Annotated in this window: 11 protein-coding genes; 5 read left to right on the top strand and 6 right to left on the bottom strand. The window is 49.7% G+C overall.

The annotated features are described in order from the left end of the window. The first annotated feature begins 116 nt into the window (after positions 1-116). Positions 117-1,484, top strand: a complete 1,368-nt coding sequence (locus tag EJL91_RS08940; RefSeq protein WP_125141588.1) for a sodium:solute symporter family transporter — start codon at positions 117-119, stop codon at positions 1,482-1,484. A 381-nt stretch (positions 1,485-1,865) separates the two neighbouring features. Here the strand turns inward: EJL91_RS08940 and EJL91_RS08935 are convergent, their stop codons facing one another. Together EJL91_RS08935 and EJL91_RS08930 are read right to left on the bottom strand one after the other, a co-directional pair. After that, complete coding sequence (locus EJL91_RS08935) at positions 1,866-2,912, bottom strand: LacI family DNA-binding transcriptional regulator (RefSeq protein WP_125141587.1); 1,047 nt, start codon at positions 2,910-2,912, stop codon at positions 1,866-1,868. 25 nt (positions 2,913-2,937) lie between these two features. Continuing rightward, positions 2,938-3,624, bottom strand: a complete 687-nt coding sequence (locus EJL91_RS08930) for an HAD family hydrolase (protein ID WP_125141586.1) — start codon at positions 3,622-3,624, stop codon at positions 2,938-2,940. Between the two features lie 337 nt (positions 3,625-3,961). On the opposite strand from EJL91_RS08930, the gene EJL91_RS08925 reads away from it, so the two are divergent. The 4 genes from EJL91_RS08925 (at position 3,962) to EJL91_RS08910 (ending at position 9,957) form a co-directional block, all read left to right on the top strand. Next, positions 3,962-4,663: a TIGR01906 family membrane protein gene (locus EJL91_RS08925; RefSeq protein ID WP_125141585.1), complete on the top strand. Its 702-nt coding sequence runs from the start codon at positions 3,962-3,964 to the stop codon at positions 4,661-4,663. A gap of 227 nt (positions 4,664-4,890) precedes the next feature. Then, a complete protein-coding gene (locus EJL91_RS08920; protein WP_125141584.1) occupies positions 4,891-6,480 on the top strand; it encodes a D-alanyl-D-alanine carboxypeptidase family protein in 1,590 nt (529 codons plus the stop codon). Between the two features lie 219 nt (positions 6,481-6,699). Beyond that, positions 6,700-8,679 (top strand): TRAP transporter permease, encoded by a 1,980-nt coding sequence (locus EJL91_RS08915; protein WP_125142122.1) that lies wholly within the window; start codon positions 6,700-6,702, stop codon positions 8,677-8,679. Between the two features lie 210 nt (positions 8,680-8,889). Next, entirely contained in the window at positions 8,890-9,957 is a 1,068-nt protein-coding gene (locus EJL91_RS08910) for a TAXI family TRAP transporter solute-binding subunit (RefSeq protein WP_125141583.1), read from the top strand. Positions 9,958-10,048: 91 nt separating this feature from the next. On the opposite strand, the gene EJL91_RS24885 is transcribed toward EJL91_RS08910, so the two are convergent. From EJL91_RS24885 to EJL91_RS08890, 4 genes are all read right to left on the bottom strand, one after another. Further along, positions 10,049-12,514 (bottom strand): sucrose-6-phosphate hydrolase, encoded by a 2,466-nt coding sequence (locus EJL91_RS24885; protein ID WP_243125287.1) that lies wholly within the window; start codon positions 12,512-12,514, stop codon positions 10,049-10,051. Between the two features lies 1 nt (position 12,515). Further along, positions 12,516-14,513 carry a sucrose-specific PTS transporter subunit IIBC gene (locus EJL91_RS08900; RefSeq protein ID WP_125141582.1) on the bottom strand — a complete coding sequence of 666 codons (1,998 nt, stop codon included), beginning with the start codon at positions 14,511-14,513 and terminating at the stop codon, positions 12,516-12,518. A 335-nt stretch (positions 14,514-14,848) separates the two neighbouring features. Further along, positions 14,849-15,841 (bottom strand): LacI family DNA-binding transcriptional regulator, encoded by a 993-nt coding sequence (locus EJL91_RS08895; protein ID WP_125141581.1) that lies wholly within the window; start codon positions 15,839-15,841, stop codon positions 14,849-14,851. A gap of 229 nt (positions 15,842-16,070) precedes the next feature. After that, positions 16,071-17,063, bottom strand: coding sequence for a 3'-5' exonuclease (locus EJL91_RS08890; protein ID WP_125141580.1), 993 nt, complete (start codon positions 17,061-17,063; stop codon positions 16,071-16,073). Positions 17,064-17,259 lie beyond the last annotated feature (196 nt).

The following is a 17,259-nucleotide window of genomic DNA, read 5'->3' as shown; positions in this document are numbered from 1 at the left end:
ATTGATGGTGAGCTGTACGCTGTGCGCGCAGGCTGCCGCCTTTAATACATACTGAGGGTGCTGCTTTATTTTTGCAGCACCCCCTTTTCCTATTTCAACCGAAAGCGAGGCGTCTTATGACTACTTCGACTATTGTCATCTTAATCCTGCTGTCCTATGGAACGGCCATGATTGTCATCAGCAGGAGAGCGAGCCGGCGGATCCGCAGTTTTCAGGACACCATTGCGGCTCCCGGACAAACGTCCCTTCTTTTGCTTGCCGGCAGCGCCATAGGCGGCCAAATAGGCAGCGGTTTTGTCATTGGGGGCGCCGAATACGGAGCCAGGTACGGCATCGCAGGTGCATGGTACGGTGTCGGCTGTGGCCTGTCCTACTTTATCACAGTCGCATTGTGCCATTTTATCCGTACCCGCCACTATGTCTCTCCTGCCGATTACTTTGCCCACCGTTACAGCGGCCGTGCAACCCGTCTGATCTACACTGCCGCTAGTATCTGCTGCAGCGTCTCACTGCTGGCCGGACAGCTTCTGGCCGGGAGGGCCATATTTCTAACCCTTGGGTTTCCCGCCCGGTGGGGCGTGATCCTAACCGCAGTTATTGCTCTGGCATATTCTAACGCCGCAGGACTGTGGGGTTCTATGGCAGTCTCTTCGATTCAGAGTATTATAATCTTCATCGGAATGTCCACAGCGCTGTTCCTCATGCTGTCCTCTCCCGGCCCCGAAATACTGGCCGCTGCCCTGCCTGCTTCCAGCTTTCAAATTGCGCCGTTCGGCGGCGAGTTTCTGGTCTCTATGACGGCTCCTATCGTATTGGCCAGCGCGGTAAACCAGATCTCATTCCAGAGTGCCTCCTCCGCTAAATCCATGAAATCGGCTCAGGGAGGTTACCTTCTGGCCGGGTCGGTGTTGATTCCGATCGCTTTCATTCCACCACTGCTCGGCATGTTTGGCCGCGCCCTATTTCCCGGTCTGCCCGCCGAGAATGTATTTACCTCTCTGCTGCTCACCCGCCTTTCAACAGTCGTAGCCGCGGTGATACTGGCTGCGGTGATATGTGCAGTGGTCTCCTCCTGTAACAGCGCCTATATTGCCGTAGCCGCCAATCTTGTGCATGATATCTATCTGGGTATGATCACCCCCAAGGCAGACAGCAGGACCTGCCAGCGCCTGATGCTGCTAGCAGATGTGGCGGTCTGTATCGTTGGTATAGTCCTGGCACTTAGGATGAATGACATTATCAGGGTCCTGTCAATGGGATACAGCCTGATGGCCTCCGGCTGTCTCGTTCCTTTTCTGGGCGGCGTACTCTGGAAACGCGGAACAAGCCGCGGAGCGCTGTACAGTGCTTTTGCCGGTATGACCCTCTCTCTGGCCGCCTCTCTGGAACTGATCCGTCTGCCTTATGCCAGTATCAGCAGTATTCTTATAAGCGCAGGAGTATATGTGGCAGTCGGTCTCTTGACCACGGAGGACGGCCGCTAAAACGAAGGACGGCCGAGCAGAGCAATATATGCCATCTGGCAATTATACATGCCGTATTACTGTATACACCGAAATAGAACCTGGACCGACAAAAATGTGCTGATCCACTAATGGTTGTTCTACCATAAATGTGTCAGCACATTTTTTATTTCATCCTACTTGAACTGTCAGATAATGAAAACCTGTAAACCGCGATACTGCTTACTAACAAAAAGCCGCATGTAACAGCATAATAGAAATAATTCCTGGCTGTGCCTCTCAGACAAGCGAGCAAAATTGTACCTATCGCAATTATCGTAGTTGTGATAATTATTTTTGCACCAATATGTGTATCCGTAGCTTTATTTCCGCTCCCGGCTTCCCTCGTTTTCACCTATCAAACTACCTTGATTCTCTTAAATGTTTCACCGTCTTCCCTTTCACCAGCGCCGTCTTAATCACATGACGGCAAATCTCGTCGCAGTGCCCAGCTTCTTCACAGTCCGGGTTTATTTTGCATCGCAGACAATCCACCGCGGTGATAGACATCTTTGCTTTATACGAACTTATCGTCGTAAGCGGAAAGGGAATTGCCATCCGGGACTGGATGTGGTCAAAGCCCACCAGGGAATAATCTCCCGGCACGCTGCTGCCGTTCTGGTCAAGCCAGGTCCAGGCCTCCCAGGCCATGCTGTCACTGAATGCAAAAATCGCGGTATAATCCACGCCGTCCGCTTTCATCTGTTCCATAATATCCGGGATATTGCTTTCCGAAACGGATACTTCCCGGATCAAGTCGCGGCAGACGGGAATCCCGGCCTCCTCATGGGCCTGGATGTAACCCCTGCATCTCTCTTTTGCACTGGATATGTAAGACGGACCGTTCAGGAAAAGAATCCGGCTGTGGCCGTTCTCAATCAGATACCTTGCCGCCAGATAGCCGCCCTGTACGTCGTCGCAGACAACATAATTGGCATCGAGTTTCTCGCTATGACGTCCAATCTGAATAAACGGCACGCCGGACTCCATAAGAAATTTAACATTATCATCCGTTTCCTGAGTCGGACAGATTATAATACCGTCCACGTTTTTATTGATAGCGGTTTTGATTGCCTCCCGCTCTACCTCGCTGTTTTCGTTTGTATTGAGAAGAAATGCACTGTAGCCAAACTGCCTGGCATGATTCTCAATCTCTTTTGTCATAATCGCAAAATGCGGGTTGGAGATATCTCCCAGAATCACAGCAATCGTATTGGTATAACCCAGGCGCAGGGAGGATGCAATTGTATTATTGATATATCCCATCTCCTTGGCCGTCTGCTTAATTCTCTGGATTGTCTCCTGTGCTATATCGTCCTTCCCACGGAGGGCTCTGGATATTGTATTGATGCTGTATCCGGTTTTCTCAGCCAGATCTTTTAAAGTCACGGTTCTTTTTGGTCTTTTCACACGGTCGCCCCCTTTTACATTAACGTTAATGTAAAGTTATGCTTTTGTCAACCTTTTTACCGCATATTTTTTCAATAAGTGGCGGTATATCTTTCAGACTTTCCAGCTCAAACTCCGCAAGGCTCCTGTCAAAATGAAAGCGGCGGTCGATCAGGGCGGCCACATGCATGCCGGCTCTGTGAGCCGCAGTAATACCTACCGTGGAATCTTCAATTACAAGGCATTCTTCCGGTTTCACTCCCAGCTTTTCAGCCGTGTAGTAATAAATCTCCGGATCCGGTTTGCTCCTCTTAAACATTCCTCCGCTGACCATCAGCTCCAGACGCTCCGCCACATGGTTCATCGTCAGTATTTTTGTTACCTGTTCAATGTTGGTGGATGATGCCACGGCCAGTTTAAGCCCCTTTTCCCGGAGCCAGTCCATAACGCCGAGAATCTCCGGCCGGAAAATCTCCTGGTAATCCACGAGATCAAATACCTCATCCCAACGGCCGCGGTACTGTTCCCTGAGCTCTTCCCATGTTTCCCCGTTAGCTACGGCCTTCTCCACCACGATCCAGCAGTCCCTTTTCGTTGTGCCGACCGTACCGTATAAGTCTTCGATCCGGATATCCGGGTTCTTCTCCCTGGCAAACTCATAGATATATTTCAGGTATTCCATCTCGCTGTCGATTATTACTCCGTCCATGTCAAAAATTACTGATTTTATCATAAAACCTCCTGATTTTTTGCCTTTTGCTGATAGTATACAGGAATCAGGTGGTTTTTTGCAAGGCGTTCGGCCCTCTGGAATACAAAAAAATCATTAAAAAAAACATAATTTTTCCTGCACACTGCCTTTTCCTCCCTTTTCCTTTCTGTTATAATCGAGAGAGATTGCAACTGTTCAGCACCTTCATAGTTACAAGGAGAATTGCGGGAGGATTTACCCTTGAGTGTCGATCGCTGATTTTATTACAATCTGATGATACACCCTGATGAGTCTTATCGATAATGAGAAAGGAGCTGCAGACCCCCTCGTAATGAGCGGCCACCTGCAATAAACGATAATGAAATATTTCCAGAATTTTCTCGGTATCCTGTGCGCCTTCTGCCTGATGATTATTTTTCTAATCACCTCGGTGGAAGCTGTCGCGTACTGGACCCCGGGGTATTATGAAAAAGAATATGCCAAGTACAATGTCACCGCAGATGTCAATATGGAGATGGACGACCTGCTCGACGTGACTCACGAAATGATGGCGTTCCTGCGCGGTAACCGTGACAATCTTCATGTACCGACAGTCGTAGGCGGCGTGGAGCGCGAGTTTTTTAATGAGAGAGAAATTGCCCATATGGTCGATGTGCGGAACCTCTTTCTGGCGGCCATCGCCCTTCGGAGGATCTGTGCGCTTGTGATTCTCATCTGTGTCGGCGTGCTCTTTTGGACCAGAGCCGATATCCGGCGCCTGCTGCCACGGATGCTCTGTACCGGAACTGCACTGTTTTTTGCTCTGACCGCTATCCTGGCCGGAGTGATATCCACAAACTTTACAAAATATTTTATAGTTTTCCACGAAATCTTTTTCAATAACGACCTGTGGATCCTCGATCCTTCCACGGATTTGTTGATAAACATCGTGCCGGAGCCATTTTTTGTGGATACAGCCGCCAGAATCGGAATTCTGTTCGCCCTGGCGACGGCGCTGCTGTTTGCCGTGTGCGTCTGGATCATCCGCCGCACCCCAAAGACCGGACGGGAAAAGCGCTGATTACTTTCTGTGCAAACAGTTATCTGAATTAACAGACTTTTCCACATGCGGACAATTTTTCTTTACATGAAAATGGGAATCCTATATACTGTTAAATAGAAATTACGTTTTTATTACAATTATTAATATATGCGTGTGAGCCTTAGAAACCCGTAAGCAGCGAAAAGTACCCACTGCGGACTCTTCATTGCCACTCAATAAAAACAAGAACAGGATTTGATTATAGAATGAAACGAAAAATTATAAGCATGTTATTATGCCTGCTTCTGCTCACAGGGCTTTTTCCATCAACCGCCCTGGCTTCCACAGATTGGCCGGATAATGTCTCGATTGAGTCCGATGCGGGTATTATCATGGACGCCCACTCCGGTGCCGTATTATATGGTAAGAATATTCACGACACCTATGCACCGGCCAGTATCACCAAAGTACTGACCGCTCTGATTGTGCTGGAACATTGTTCCCTGGACGAGACGGTAACCTTTTCACAGAATGCGGTGTATAACGTAGAGTCCAACAGCAGCAGCGCCGGTTATGACACCGGAGACACGGCCAGTGTTAAAGACTGCCTGTACGCGCTTCTTCTGAAGTCCGCCAATGAGTCCGCTAACGCCCTGGCTGAGCATATCTCAGGCACCACCGAAGAATTCGCAAAACTGATGAACGAGAAGGCCGAGCAGCTCGGCTGCCAGGATTCCCATTTTTCCAATCCCAGCGGTCTGAATGATGACGCTCACTATGTCAGCGCTTACGATATGGCTCTGATTACAAAAGCCGCCTTTGAAAATGCGGAATTTTCCAAGATTGTGGCAACAACCTATTATGAGCTGCCTCCCAACAAAAAGAATCCGGAGGGTCAGGGAATCTCCCCCGGCAACAAGATGGTCAAGAAAAACTGGCCGGACCAGTACCGCGCCGATGTCATCGGAGGCAAGACCGGTTATACCTCCATCGCGCTTAATACGCTTGTCATCGGGGCACAGCAGGGAGATACAAAGTTTATCACCGTTATCCTGCACAGCTCGGCAACGCAGTATAGCGACACAAAGGCACTGCTGAACTTCGGTTTTGCCAATTTTAAATCCGTGAAGATTGCAGATTATGACAAGACATTTTCTACGATAGGGGACGATTTAAAGATATCGGGGTTACCGACATCAGAAAAGCAGGTTCTCACCATTGATCCCGACAGCCGGATTATCCTGCCCATGACCGCCGACTTTTCCGAGACCACCGTATCTCTGGATTACGTCTTACCCGCGGGCGCGCCGGACGGCTCAATCGCCTGTGTGAATTACCTGCTCGGCGACAGGACGGTTGGACAGGCTTATTTAACACTGAAAGACGCTGTATCGGAGGCTGGAATAAAGCTGCCCCAGGCGCTTATTGAGATACAGCCCTCTGCTCTAGCACCCGCTGCAGAGGATCCTGAAGCGGCCCACTCGGGAAGCGAAGGCATAGCGGAGAGCATCTCCGCCAATTCTCCCCTGGGTAAGGCGGCCGAACCGGAGTCGTCTCCGGACGGCTCCGGCGGCAGCAAATTTAAGATATCATTAAAGATTCCCTCCCTGTTCTGGAAGATACTGGCCGCAGTTATCATCATCGGCGGTACTGGAACCGTTGCTGTCTTCACCATCAAACGGCGCAGGGCGCAGGAAGAAGCTGCGCTCCTGGAACGGCGCAGACGCAGGGCCGAGAGACTGAAGGAAACCGGCATCTCAGAAGCTGAATTTGACCTGATGATGCAGGAAAAGAGAACTTTTTCACCCGGCCGGGAGAATGACAGTATAAGGAAAAAAGGACGTAAAGGACGATAGATGTTTTATTGTAGCAAACAGGCCATCCATATACATATGGACGGCCTGTTTTTGTCTGATGGGGATAGCGGCCGGCGGCCTTCTCATTCCTCAACCATTTCCCCGTTATTTCTTTGACTATTTCCCATTTGTCTGATATAATAGTGTCGGTTTAGCGATTTAACGCGGCAAGTCACCCGGTGTACCGGGTTTAAAGAAATACAGGAGGATGAAAGAGTGATGGAAAAGAAAGGAAAATCAGAGGTTTCTGAGACGGTAGAAGAAAGAGCCCAGAAACTTTTGGAGGAGAAGGAGGCGGAAGCGAGAACCCGCTCCTATGACGGAATATTCGGCGGCCTTCTGGTGGTTCTGCTGACGGGCTGGGCAGTCTTTCAGCTCTATGTCAATACGATCGGCGTAATGAACGCCATGAATCTCAGGATGTGGCACTGCATGTTCCTGCTGGTATTTACATTTTTACTGTACCCAACTTATAAAAAAGAGAAAAAGAAGCGTGTGCTGCCCCCCATCTGGGATTTTGTCCTGATCGGGCTGACGGCTTTTGCATTCGGTTACATGCTGCTTCATTACACAAAGATTGCCCAGAGCGGCGGGTATCTCTCAAAACAGGATATCTGGATCGCCGCCATCGGACTTCTGATGGTATTTGAAGCAGCCCGAAGGGCCTGCCCCAGCCTGGCGGTGCTGGGACTTATCTTCCTGGCCTATAACTTTTTCGGGGCCTATATCCCGGGAGAACTGGGCCATACAGGATTCTCTTTAAAGCGCGTTCTCAGCCATATGGTCTGGGGCAGCCAGGGAATTTTCGGCGTCGGCATCGGCGTCAGCGCTACCTATATCTTCCTTTTCGTACTGTTCGGGGCATTTTTGAAATACAGCGGATTCAGCCAGTTTATCAACGATCTGGCGCTGACGCTGGTGGGACGGAGCCCGGGCGGACCTGCCAAGGTGGCGGTTCTGGCCAGCGCACTGTTGGGCATGATCAACGGAAGCGCTATTGCCAACGTGGCAACCACCGGAACTATCACGATCCCGTTGATGAAAAAGACCGGCTACAAGAAAGAGTTTGCTGCCGCAGTCGAGGCCGTGGCATCCACCGGCGGACAGTTTGCCCCTCCGATTATGGGCGCGGTCGGATTCGTTATGGCGGAATTTTTGAGCATCAGTTACAGCAAGGTTATGATTGCAGCGTGTATTCCCGCGTTCCTTTACTATTTATCCCTGCTCTTCTCCGTACATTTTGAGGCCAGGAAACTGGGGCTCAAGGGTCTGGCCCCGGAAAACATTCCAAATGCTATGGAGGTAATTAAAAAGCAGGGCCACCTTGTTATCCCGCTTGTTGTTTTAATTGGTATGATTGTGGCAGGTTATACACCACTCTATGCGGCCGTATTTGCCACCTTTTCCACGGTACTGGCCTCCTGGCTCAGAAAAGATACCAGAATGAGTTTCCGGGATATCATAGATGCCACGGTGGAAGGTTCTAAAGGCGCGGTCAGCGTGGGCGTTTCCTGCGTTGTAATCGGTGTGATTATCGGAACCGTTTCCCTGACCGGACTTGGGCTGACTATCGGCTATCTGATTCTGCGTGTGGTAGGCGAAAACCAGCTCTATCTGGGCGGTTTTATGGTTATGATTATGAGCATTATCCTTGGAATGGGCGTTCCCGGAGTTGCGGCATACGTTATCGTGGTGGCTGTGGCAATTCCGGTTCTAATCGAGATTGGGGCAAATCCGGTAGCCGCCCATATGTTCTGCCTGATTTACGCCTGCCTGTCCAATATTACACCGCCGGTAGCCATGAGTTCTTATGTGGCGGCAGGCATTGCCGACTCCAATCAGACAAAGACTTCGCTGATTGCGGTGAAACTGGGATTGACCGGATTTATCCTTCCGTTCTTCTTCCTGGGAAACCCGATCCTGCTGATCGGTGTGACGGATGCCTCATTTATCGCCACTGCCGTGGCCGCAGCTACGGCAACCATCGGCGTAATTGCCCTGGCCGCAGCGCTCCAGGGAATGCTCCTGAAGGTCTGCAGCCTGCCGGAACGTGCCATTCTTCTCGTTGTTGCTTTCTGCGGCATCGATGTCGGAATGATCACCGATGTGGTGGGAGTCGTTCTGTTTGCTGCCGTGCTCCTGTTCCAATATTCGGCAGTGAAAAAACATAAAATGGATCCGGATGCAACAGCCTGCTAGTCTTCCACCCGGTCCATGTACAGCTGTTTCAGTGTTCAGCCGGTTTCAGTGTTCAGCCTGTTCCAGTGTTCGGCCTGATTCATACTCGGCCTGATTTATACCGGCCTCATTTTGTCCGGTGCCTGGCTTTTCACGGCATTCAATTCAGATATTAATAAATAAATTAATATATTATGCAAGGAAAAATGTAAAAAAGAGAGGGAAAACGAGATGAAAAAATCAATGAAAAAAGTATTAGCCATGGGTTTATGCATTGCCATGGGCGCAGCCATGCTTACCGGCTGCGGTTCTTCCAGCAGCAGTAAGGAGGAACCAGCAAAGACGGAAGAGGCCAAATCCGGCGAGAGCGCAGCGGCTGGTGACGAAAAAGCCGCTGGTGACAAAAAAGATACCGTAACAATCAATTTTCCGACAGCTGCCACCACAGGCGCCCTGTACCCGCTGGGTGCTGCAATTACAAATCTCTGGAGTACACAGCTTGATTATGTGAAAGCAAGCTCCCAGGCATCCGGCGGCGGCGTTGAGAACCTGAATCTGCTGGCGGACGGAGAAGCTCAGGTGAGTATCGCCATCAGCAGCAACTGCTACGAATCCTATACGGGAACCGGCACTTTTGACGGCCGCAAGAATGAAAACTTCCGCGTAATCGCAGGCCTTTACTACAATCCAAACCAGGTCGTAGTTACCGGAGCCTCCGGCATCAACAGCCTGACCGATGTAAAAGGCAAACACTTTGCCAGCGGCGCAGTAGGAAGCTCCACAGAGGGAGAATCCAGAAACCATTTCACAGCCGCCGGACTCACCTACCCGGACGATATCAAAATCGAAAATATCGGCTTCACCGAAGCAGTAGACATGATGAGAAATAAACAGCTTGACGGTGCCTGGATCATGGCCGCTCTCGGCAACTCAGCCGTAACAGAGGCCACCTCCACCGCCGATGCAAAAGTGTTGAATATTGGCGATGATGTGATTGCAGCTCTCCAGGAGCAGTACCCCTGGTATGCCAAATTTACCATTCCGGCAGGCACCTACTCCGGCCAGGATTCCGATATCCAGACAACGGCCATCAAGATGGTTATGTTTACAACTGCCGATCTGGACGAAGATACTGTTTACGATCTGACAAAAACGTTCTGGGAGAACGTTGACAAGCTGGCTGAAAGCAACAGCTCCATGACCGGCTTAAAGGCAGAGGATGCCATCACAGACATTGCAGACCTGCCTCTTCACGACGGCGCCGCTAAATATTATAAAGAGATTGGCGTGCTGAAATAAAATTGCATAAAAAACGTAAATAAATTCAAATGAGGAGGGTATCTCTTCGGCCATAAACAGGCCGGGGAGATACCCTCCTCTGCACGATAATTTATTTCCGTCTCATCCACTCTTCAAACGCCTGCTTCGATGCCATTGCCGTAAGTCCGCCCTCTGCCATCGTTGTACGGGCCGCATAGGCATTGGCAAAGTCCAGGAAGTCCTCCATTTGTCCGATGGATATTTCCGTTATATCGGTAATGCCGTAAGACAGCAGCCGTGAGAGAAATGCACCGGTAAAGGAGTCACCGGCTCCGGTCGTATCTCTTGCCTCAACCCTGAGCCCTGGACGTGAAACCGACCATTGCTCGGTATATGCGGCCGCCCCGTCTCTACCGCGTGTATAGAGGACACACCTGGTTTTCCCCTGGAGAAGCTCCGGCAGCGCCTCTTTGATTTCCGTTTTGCCCGTAATAAATTCCAGTTCTTCCTCTGAAATCTTGACAATATCCGCCTGCGGCATAAATTCCAGTACGGTTTCTTTCAATTTCACATCATCCTTCCAAAGCGACAGGCGCAGGTTCGGATCAAATGAAATCAGAATCTCCTTATCAGCCGCCATGCGGATTAATTTCCGGTGGGCCTCCTTCATTGGTGACTCCACCAGATCCACGCTGCCAAAATGCAGGATCCCGCAGCCATCCAGAACCTCCGACGTCACCTCTTCCGGAGAGTAAAATAAATCCGCGCTGTTTTTTCTGTAAAACTGGAAATCCCGATTCCCGTCCTCCGCCAGAGAGACGAATGCCAGAGGTGTCTCTTTAATACTGTCCCTCTTTATAAAGCTTGTGTCTATCCCGGCCGCAGTGAAACATTCAATCAGATAGTCTCCGAAAGCGTCATTTCCTGTCTTGGTCAGGAGCCTGGCCGGAAGTCCCAGACGGCTGACCGCCCCAGCCACATTGGCCGGTGCCCCTCCGGCCGCCCGTTTGAAGGCCGTCACATCCTTTAACCGCTGTCCTTTGCGTTCGGGAATAAAATCGATCAGCGCTTCTCCTATGGCGCAGAGACCTTTTTGTTTCTCCGCCTCCGGCCGTCCCGGCTCTCTGTCGATTATAAAGGAATTCATCCGGTAAATTCTGACCTTTGCACTGCATCCGCCATCTATCCGGAAACCTCCCCTTTTCCCATATACTCTTGTCGTGAATACCTCTTCTCCGTCATTGACAAATATCTCCAGGGAAGTTGTATCGGAATAAATCCGCAGATTCCTAAGCGCCTCCACCTTCACGCTTCTTTCCGTCCGGCCATAGCCCCCCTCTTTCAGAGAAAGTGTCAACAATCCGTCCCTGCGGCTGTAGATAAGTTCTGTTCCTTTTCTCAGCTCTATCACCGTATCATCGCAGGAATTATCATTGCTGGAATGAAAGCAAATCTCCGCCTCAAATACCAGCTGTTCTTCACCCGCTTCATTCAGCTCTTCCTTACTCTCATAACTGTATCCCTCACTGCGGAGCATGTTAAGTTCCTCAATCGGCGTCTGTATCAGCCTTCCATCTTTCATATGAAGCTCCCTTGGCAGAGTCAGGGCGTGCTGCCACCCGTCTTCCACTGTCGGATTGCCATATTCGGCATCTGGAATTCCCATCCATCCTATCAGAATCCTGCGCCCTTTTTCGTCACAGAAGGTCTGAGGCGCGTAAAAATCAAAGCCTCTGTCCACCATCCGAATCTTTTCTTCCTCGATTTCGCAGCTGTTACGCTCAAAGTCGCAGCTGAGAGGCATTACCGTACACTGATGCACATTCCGATAGTCGATCCCCTGGGGCCCGACTCCCTGCGGGCAGCTGAGCATGCACAGCTGTCCGTCCAGTTCAAATAAATCCGGGCATTCCCACATATATCCGAACGGTTCTTTTGTCGTAATTCGGCTATAATATTTCCAGTTTTTCAGGTCATCTGAGCGGTACAGAAGAACCAGTCCGCGGCTTTCTCTGTCCCTGGCTCCCAGAACCATATAGTAAGCGCCATTTCTCTTAAACACCTTAGGATCTCTCACATGGCAGCTTACATCCTGCGGATAATCCCGGTTTGTAAAAATAAGCTCCTTCGCTCCCGCCGCATCACCGTCCCTGCTGGTGAAATGGAGTGTATTGCTTCCACGGCCGGCAGTGATATAATCGTAATCATCCCGGTCAAACAGTTTGATATTTCCTGTATAAAAGTAATGAATCGTTCCGTTTTCAACAAAAGCGGAACCCGAGTAAACGCCATGGGCGTCATAGTCGTGATCGGGAAACAGAAATGGTCCTCTGTCCTCATAGTGGATAAAGTCTTTTGTAGCGTAATGTCCCCAGAGCTTTATCTCCCCCGTTGGTTCGAACGGCGTATACTGATAATAAATATGATAAGTACCATCCTTCTGACAGAGGCCGTTCGGGTCATTCAGCCAGCCCGTTTCCGGCATCAGGTGGTATTTAAGCCTGCCCGGAGCATTTTTTACCTTTTCCCTGTAATTCCTGTTGTCTCTATACCACTGCTCGTAGTCTGACCTATATACTTTCTGATATTTTTCCATCTTAAACCTCTGACTTTTTACTGATTACAGCAACCCGGTTTTCCGGCTTTGCCGCATCAAACTCCATGATTTCCAGTTCAATTCCGCCAGCCTCCGGCAGAATCATCATAGTCTGCGGATTGACGCCTTTTTCTCTCAGCAGGGCGAGGTCAAACGATAACAGGCGGTCGCCCCTTTTTACCTTTGCTCCCTGTTCGGTAAATGCCTCAAAACCTTCCCCGTTCATCTGGACCGTATCAATACCCACGTGAATCAGCACATCAATTCCGGCATCGGAAGTAATGCCAACCGCATGCTTTGTCGGAAACAGCAGACTGATTGTTCCGTCACACGGTGCATAGACCGTTCCGTCAGCCGGATTAACCGCAACACCGTCTCCCAGCGCTTTTGACGCAAACATCGGATCGTCGGAACCAGTTACCGGTATGACAGCTCCCTTTACAGGCGCATAAAGTTCCAGAACGCTTTCTTTTCTCTCTTCTTCTGATGCCTCCAATACGGCTGCTTCTTCCTCTGTACCTTTTACAGCCATGCCGTCTACTACAGCCGCCCTATCCTCAGCTTTCTTTTGTCCGCCATTCTCCCCGGCGGCCTCTGCCTGCCCCATGCCATACTTTTTCCAGAAGAACATTGTCAGCAGGAAGGAGACGCCCATAGATAAAATCAGCCCTATTGCAAAATTCAGATAGTGATCCGGTTTCATGGAAATGAATCCCGGAAGACCGGCGGCTCCCAGAGCCTGTGCCAGTGTCTTCGTCCAGGCCAGATAAGCGCTGCCCACCGCCGATCCGGCTATTGCCGCGTAAAATGGATATTTTAACTTAAGAGTCACACCGAACATGGCCGGTTCCGTAATTCCCAAAAGTGCGGAGATTCCTGACGCGGAACAGATGGACTTCATTCTTTCGTTCTTTGTCAGCATCAGAACGGCCAGCACAGCGGCGCCCTGAGCTACATTGTTCATACTTGCCGTCGAGAAAATAAAACTTCCGCCTGTATGCACACTGTCTGCAATCAACTGTGTCTCAATCGCGATAAAACTGTGATGCATACCGGTCAATGTGATTGGCGCGTAGGCGAGCCCGAACAGAGCGCCGCCGACCGGCCCAAGTGTATTATAAAGCCATGTAATGCCTGCTGCCAGAATGTTTCCTGCCTCGCGGAGCAGCGGACCTACAAAGATAAAAGTTAAAAATGATGTAACCAGAATAGAAAGCAGCGGGGTTGTCAGATTATCCAGCCAGGACGGTGTAACTCTGTGAAGCCGTTTTTCCAGATTGGCAAGAATCCAGGATACCGCCAGTACCGGAAGTACAGTTCCCTGATAGCCGATAGCCGCAATGTCCAGTCCGAATATGTTCCAGACCGGTGCGGTTCCCACTCCTATCTGGTAGGCGTTCATCAAATCCGGGTGAACCATGATCATTCCCATGGCAGCTCCCAGAAACGGATTGCCGCCAAATTTCTTGGTCGCGCTGAATCCTATCAGGACAGGCAGAAAGGTAAATGGTGCGCTGGCAAATGTATTAATCGCCGTTGCCAGCCCCTGCCACTGAGGATACATTTCAATCACCGACTGTCCGTGGAACAGACCGGAGGTCAGCAGGTTATTAAGTCCCATCAAAAGACCGCCGGCCACAATGGCGGGAATAATCGGAACAAAAATATCACTGAGCATCTTCACAAAGCGCTGGAGCGGATTCCCCTTCTTCTCCGTCTTTTCTTCCGCCTCATCCCCGCTCTCCTCCGCGGTCCCTAACTGCTTTTGGACTTCCTGGCACACCAGATTAACGGTGCCTGAACCGAAAATAATCTGGAACTGTGACTGAGTCAGAAAAACTCCTTTGACGCCCTCAACACCGCCCAGGGCATCCTCATCCCTCAGTTCATTATTCCTCAACTGAAAACGCAGTCTGGTCGCACAATGCGCCACCGATTTGATATTCCCCTTTCCGCCTACATAACGGATTACTTCACTGGCAATCTTCTCATAATTCATAACTATAACCCCTTTTCTGCAACTGTTTGTGGTATCGGTTCCATGTTTTAATATTAATTCATCTCCACCCTAAAGTCAATACAGTTTATGGAACCGATTCCATGTTTGGATGTAGAATTTTCTCTCTTATTTTTGTGCAGTTTATACAATTTTAGTCGCTAAAGCAGCCAATCAAAAAAGTATTCTAAGAATTTTCCTCCTCAGAATACTTTTTTTACCATCCAGCACGGTTGGATCAGAACTCTTTCCATCGCCGTTTTCCGGCTCGCCTCCTCGTAGCCAGCGCCGAAGACTAGCCAAAAAATCTTCCCCTGTCTGTCCTCCTCCGCCGCCCCTTATTTTTCATCCGCTCTCACGCTATTACCACAGATAAATTCATATCCTACAACCTGCTTCTTTGGAACCGGTTCCCTCTTTATAATTTTCAAAAGCGTCTCCGCGCCCAGATATCCCATAGCGTAGGAATCGAACTTGAGCGTCGTCAGTTCCGGACTCAAAAGCTCACTCTCATCATAGCCGCCAAATCCGGCGACCGACACGTCCTCAGGAATCCGCAGACCCGCCTGCTGCAGAACACGGTATGCACCATATGCCAGCCGGTCCGTTGCGCAGATAACCGCATCCACAGGACCGGAATTCAGAATTTGTTTCATTGACTCCTGACCGCTCTCATAGCTGTAGTCTCCAGTTACAACCAGCGGTTTTGGCACTCCGCAGGACTTAAGCCCGTCTAGTACCCCTTTCTTTCTCTGAATCCCCACGGCCGCATCCGATTCACCGACGCCAATATAAGCCACCTGCTGCGGATGATTTTTACCGATGTATTCCCCCATCCGGCGGCCGGCGCTGTAGTCGTCGTCTACGACGGCAATTCCCTCTTCCCAATCCTGAGCGAGGACTACAACAGGAATCCCGCAGTCTGCAAGCAGTTTCCTGTGCGCTTTTGTAAGGGTAATTGCGCTGAACAGGATGCCGTCCACATTCAGGCTGATCAGCCGCTGGATATTCTTAATCTCCAGTTCACTGTCGTGATCCGAGTTCTTAATTAACGTCTCATATCCCTGGTTTCTCAGATAACGGTCAATACTTGTGATAACACGGCTCGTCACCTTGGAATTCAGAGTGGGAACCACCACGCCGATCACATTGCTTTCCCTGGCGTTCAATCTGGCAAATGTATTGGGCTCATAATTATATTCTTTAATTATCTCCTGGATCCGTTCCCTGGTCTCCTGCTTGACATAACCGCCGTTAAAATACCGGGACACCGTGCTTTTTGCCACACCCGCCATCTCAGCTATGTCCGCCATCGTAATTTTTCTCGTCATTTCCTCAGCCCTTTCACGCACTTTATCATCTGTTTTTATTTTATCCGGTGTTGACAGGCATGGCAAGGGGAATATGAAAAGATTCCCGTAAAGGGATTCTCCCCACAGTGCGTTCCCACCCGGAGGGCTTTTTATATCATAGAAGCCTTTTCCTATGATGTAAAAGGCGGGAGTATATCATCCTGATATATTCCCGCCTGCGTATTTCTCTTTTTCATCTAAACCGGCATCACTGCTGCCATTCATCTTCCGAATCGTGTTTATACGCACGTTTGGCTTTATTTCTCTCCGTACGTTTCTTCTTCGCCTCTTCCTTCTTCTTCATGATAAGGGCTGCGCCCTCCTCGCCGGTCAGCTTTGTCGTCTTTACTGCATAGACGCTGCCGTCCTCCGACTTCTTCATGCGGATTTTCCCCTTCATATAGCCGTGTTCCGGACAATATGAAAGGCAGAAATAGAACTTCTGGTTTGAAGAAAACCACCTTATTTTTTTCCTGAGGGTGCGGTGGCATTTATAACAGACCATGTCGGTTACCCTTCGCTCTTCCAGCACCTTCTCTTTTGTATCGTAAGTCCTGGATACAAACTTTGCGTACCCCGGAAATTCCAAATAAATCTCTTCCTCTTCCGTCTCCGGCAGTCTGTAATAATCCACGGAAACGTATTCCACCATGCTGTAAAAATCCATCTCAGCCATAATACGGCCCGTATAGTACGCATCGTCCAACGCCCTGTGAAACGGCCTGTCCTCCGCAATACCCAGCTCCTCTACAACCGTGTCCAGGGAATCCTTGCGTTTGTCCCCCTTGATAAGACCGTAGATCTTCTGAAGGTCATAATAAAGCAGCGGCATCTTAAAAGGTATGTCCAGCCCGTGGTACACCATATTCCTCTGAAGCTCCGTCAGATCCATGGTACCCCATGTACAGAATTTGTAATCATCTCCGCACCAGGCCAGAAATTCTTCCATGGCTTTTCCGAATTCTTCGCCCTCCATGTTTAGTTCTTCCATGGACATATGGGTTACTTCGGATATCTTAAAGTGCATCTGCCGATATACCCTGGGGCGGATCAGGCGGTGAAATTCCGATATGATCTGCAGGCTCGTATTCAGCTTGACCGCGCCTATCTCTATAATCTCAAACGGCAGCCGGTCCATCGAGCCGTCTTTCCCAAGAGGACTCTGATTCCATTCCAAGTCTAATACAATATACTGTCCCATAACTAAACATTCCAATCATTCATTCGGTATCAAGTCGCACTATATAACTTTACCACATTATGAAACATAAGTCGAGTATTATTAGGTGGTTGAAATTTCCTCTTCTGTCCTTATTAGTAGGCGTCTCTCTCCGCCAAAGAAATGGATGTTTTGATCGGCGGCAAGCGTATACTGCGGCAAATGATCGATTTCAATG

Source organism: Clostridium transplantifaecale, from assembly GCF_900626075.1.
Classification (GTDB): domain Bacteria; phylum Bacillota; class Clostridia; order Lachnospirales; family Lachnospiraceae; genus Otoolea; species Otoolea transplantifaecalis.
Note: the sequence above shows the minus strand (reverse complement) of the source record. Positions and strands in the feature narration are given on the sequence as shown.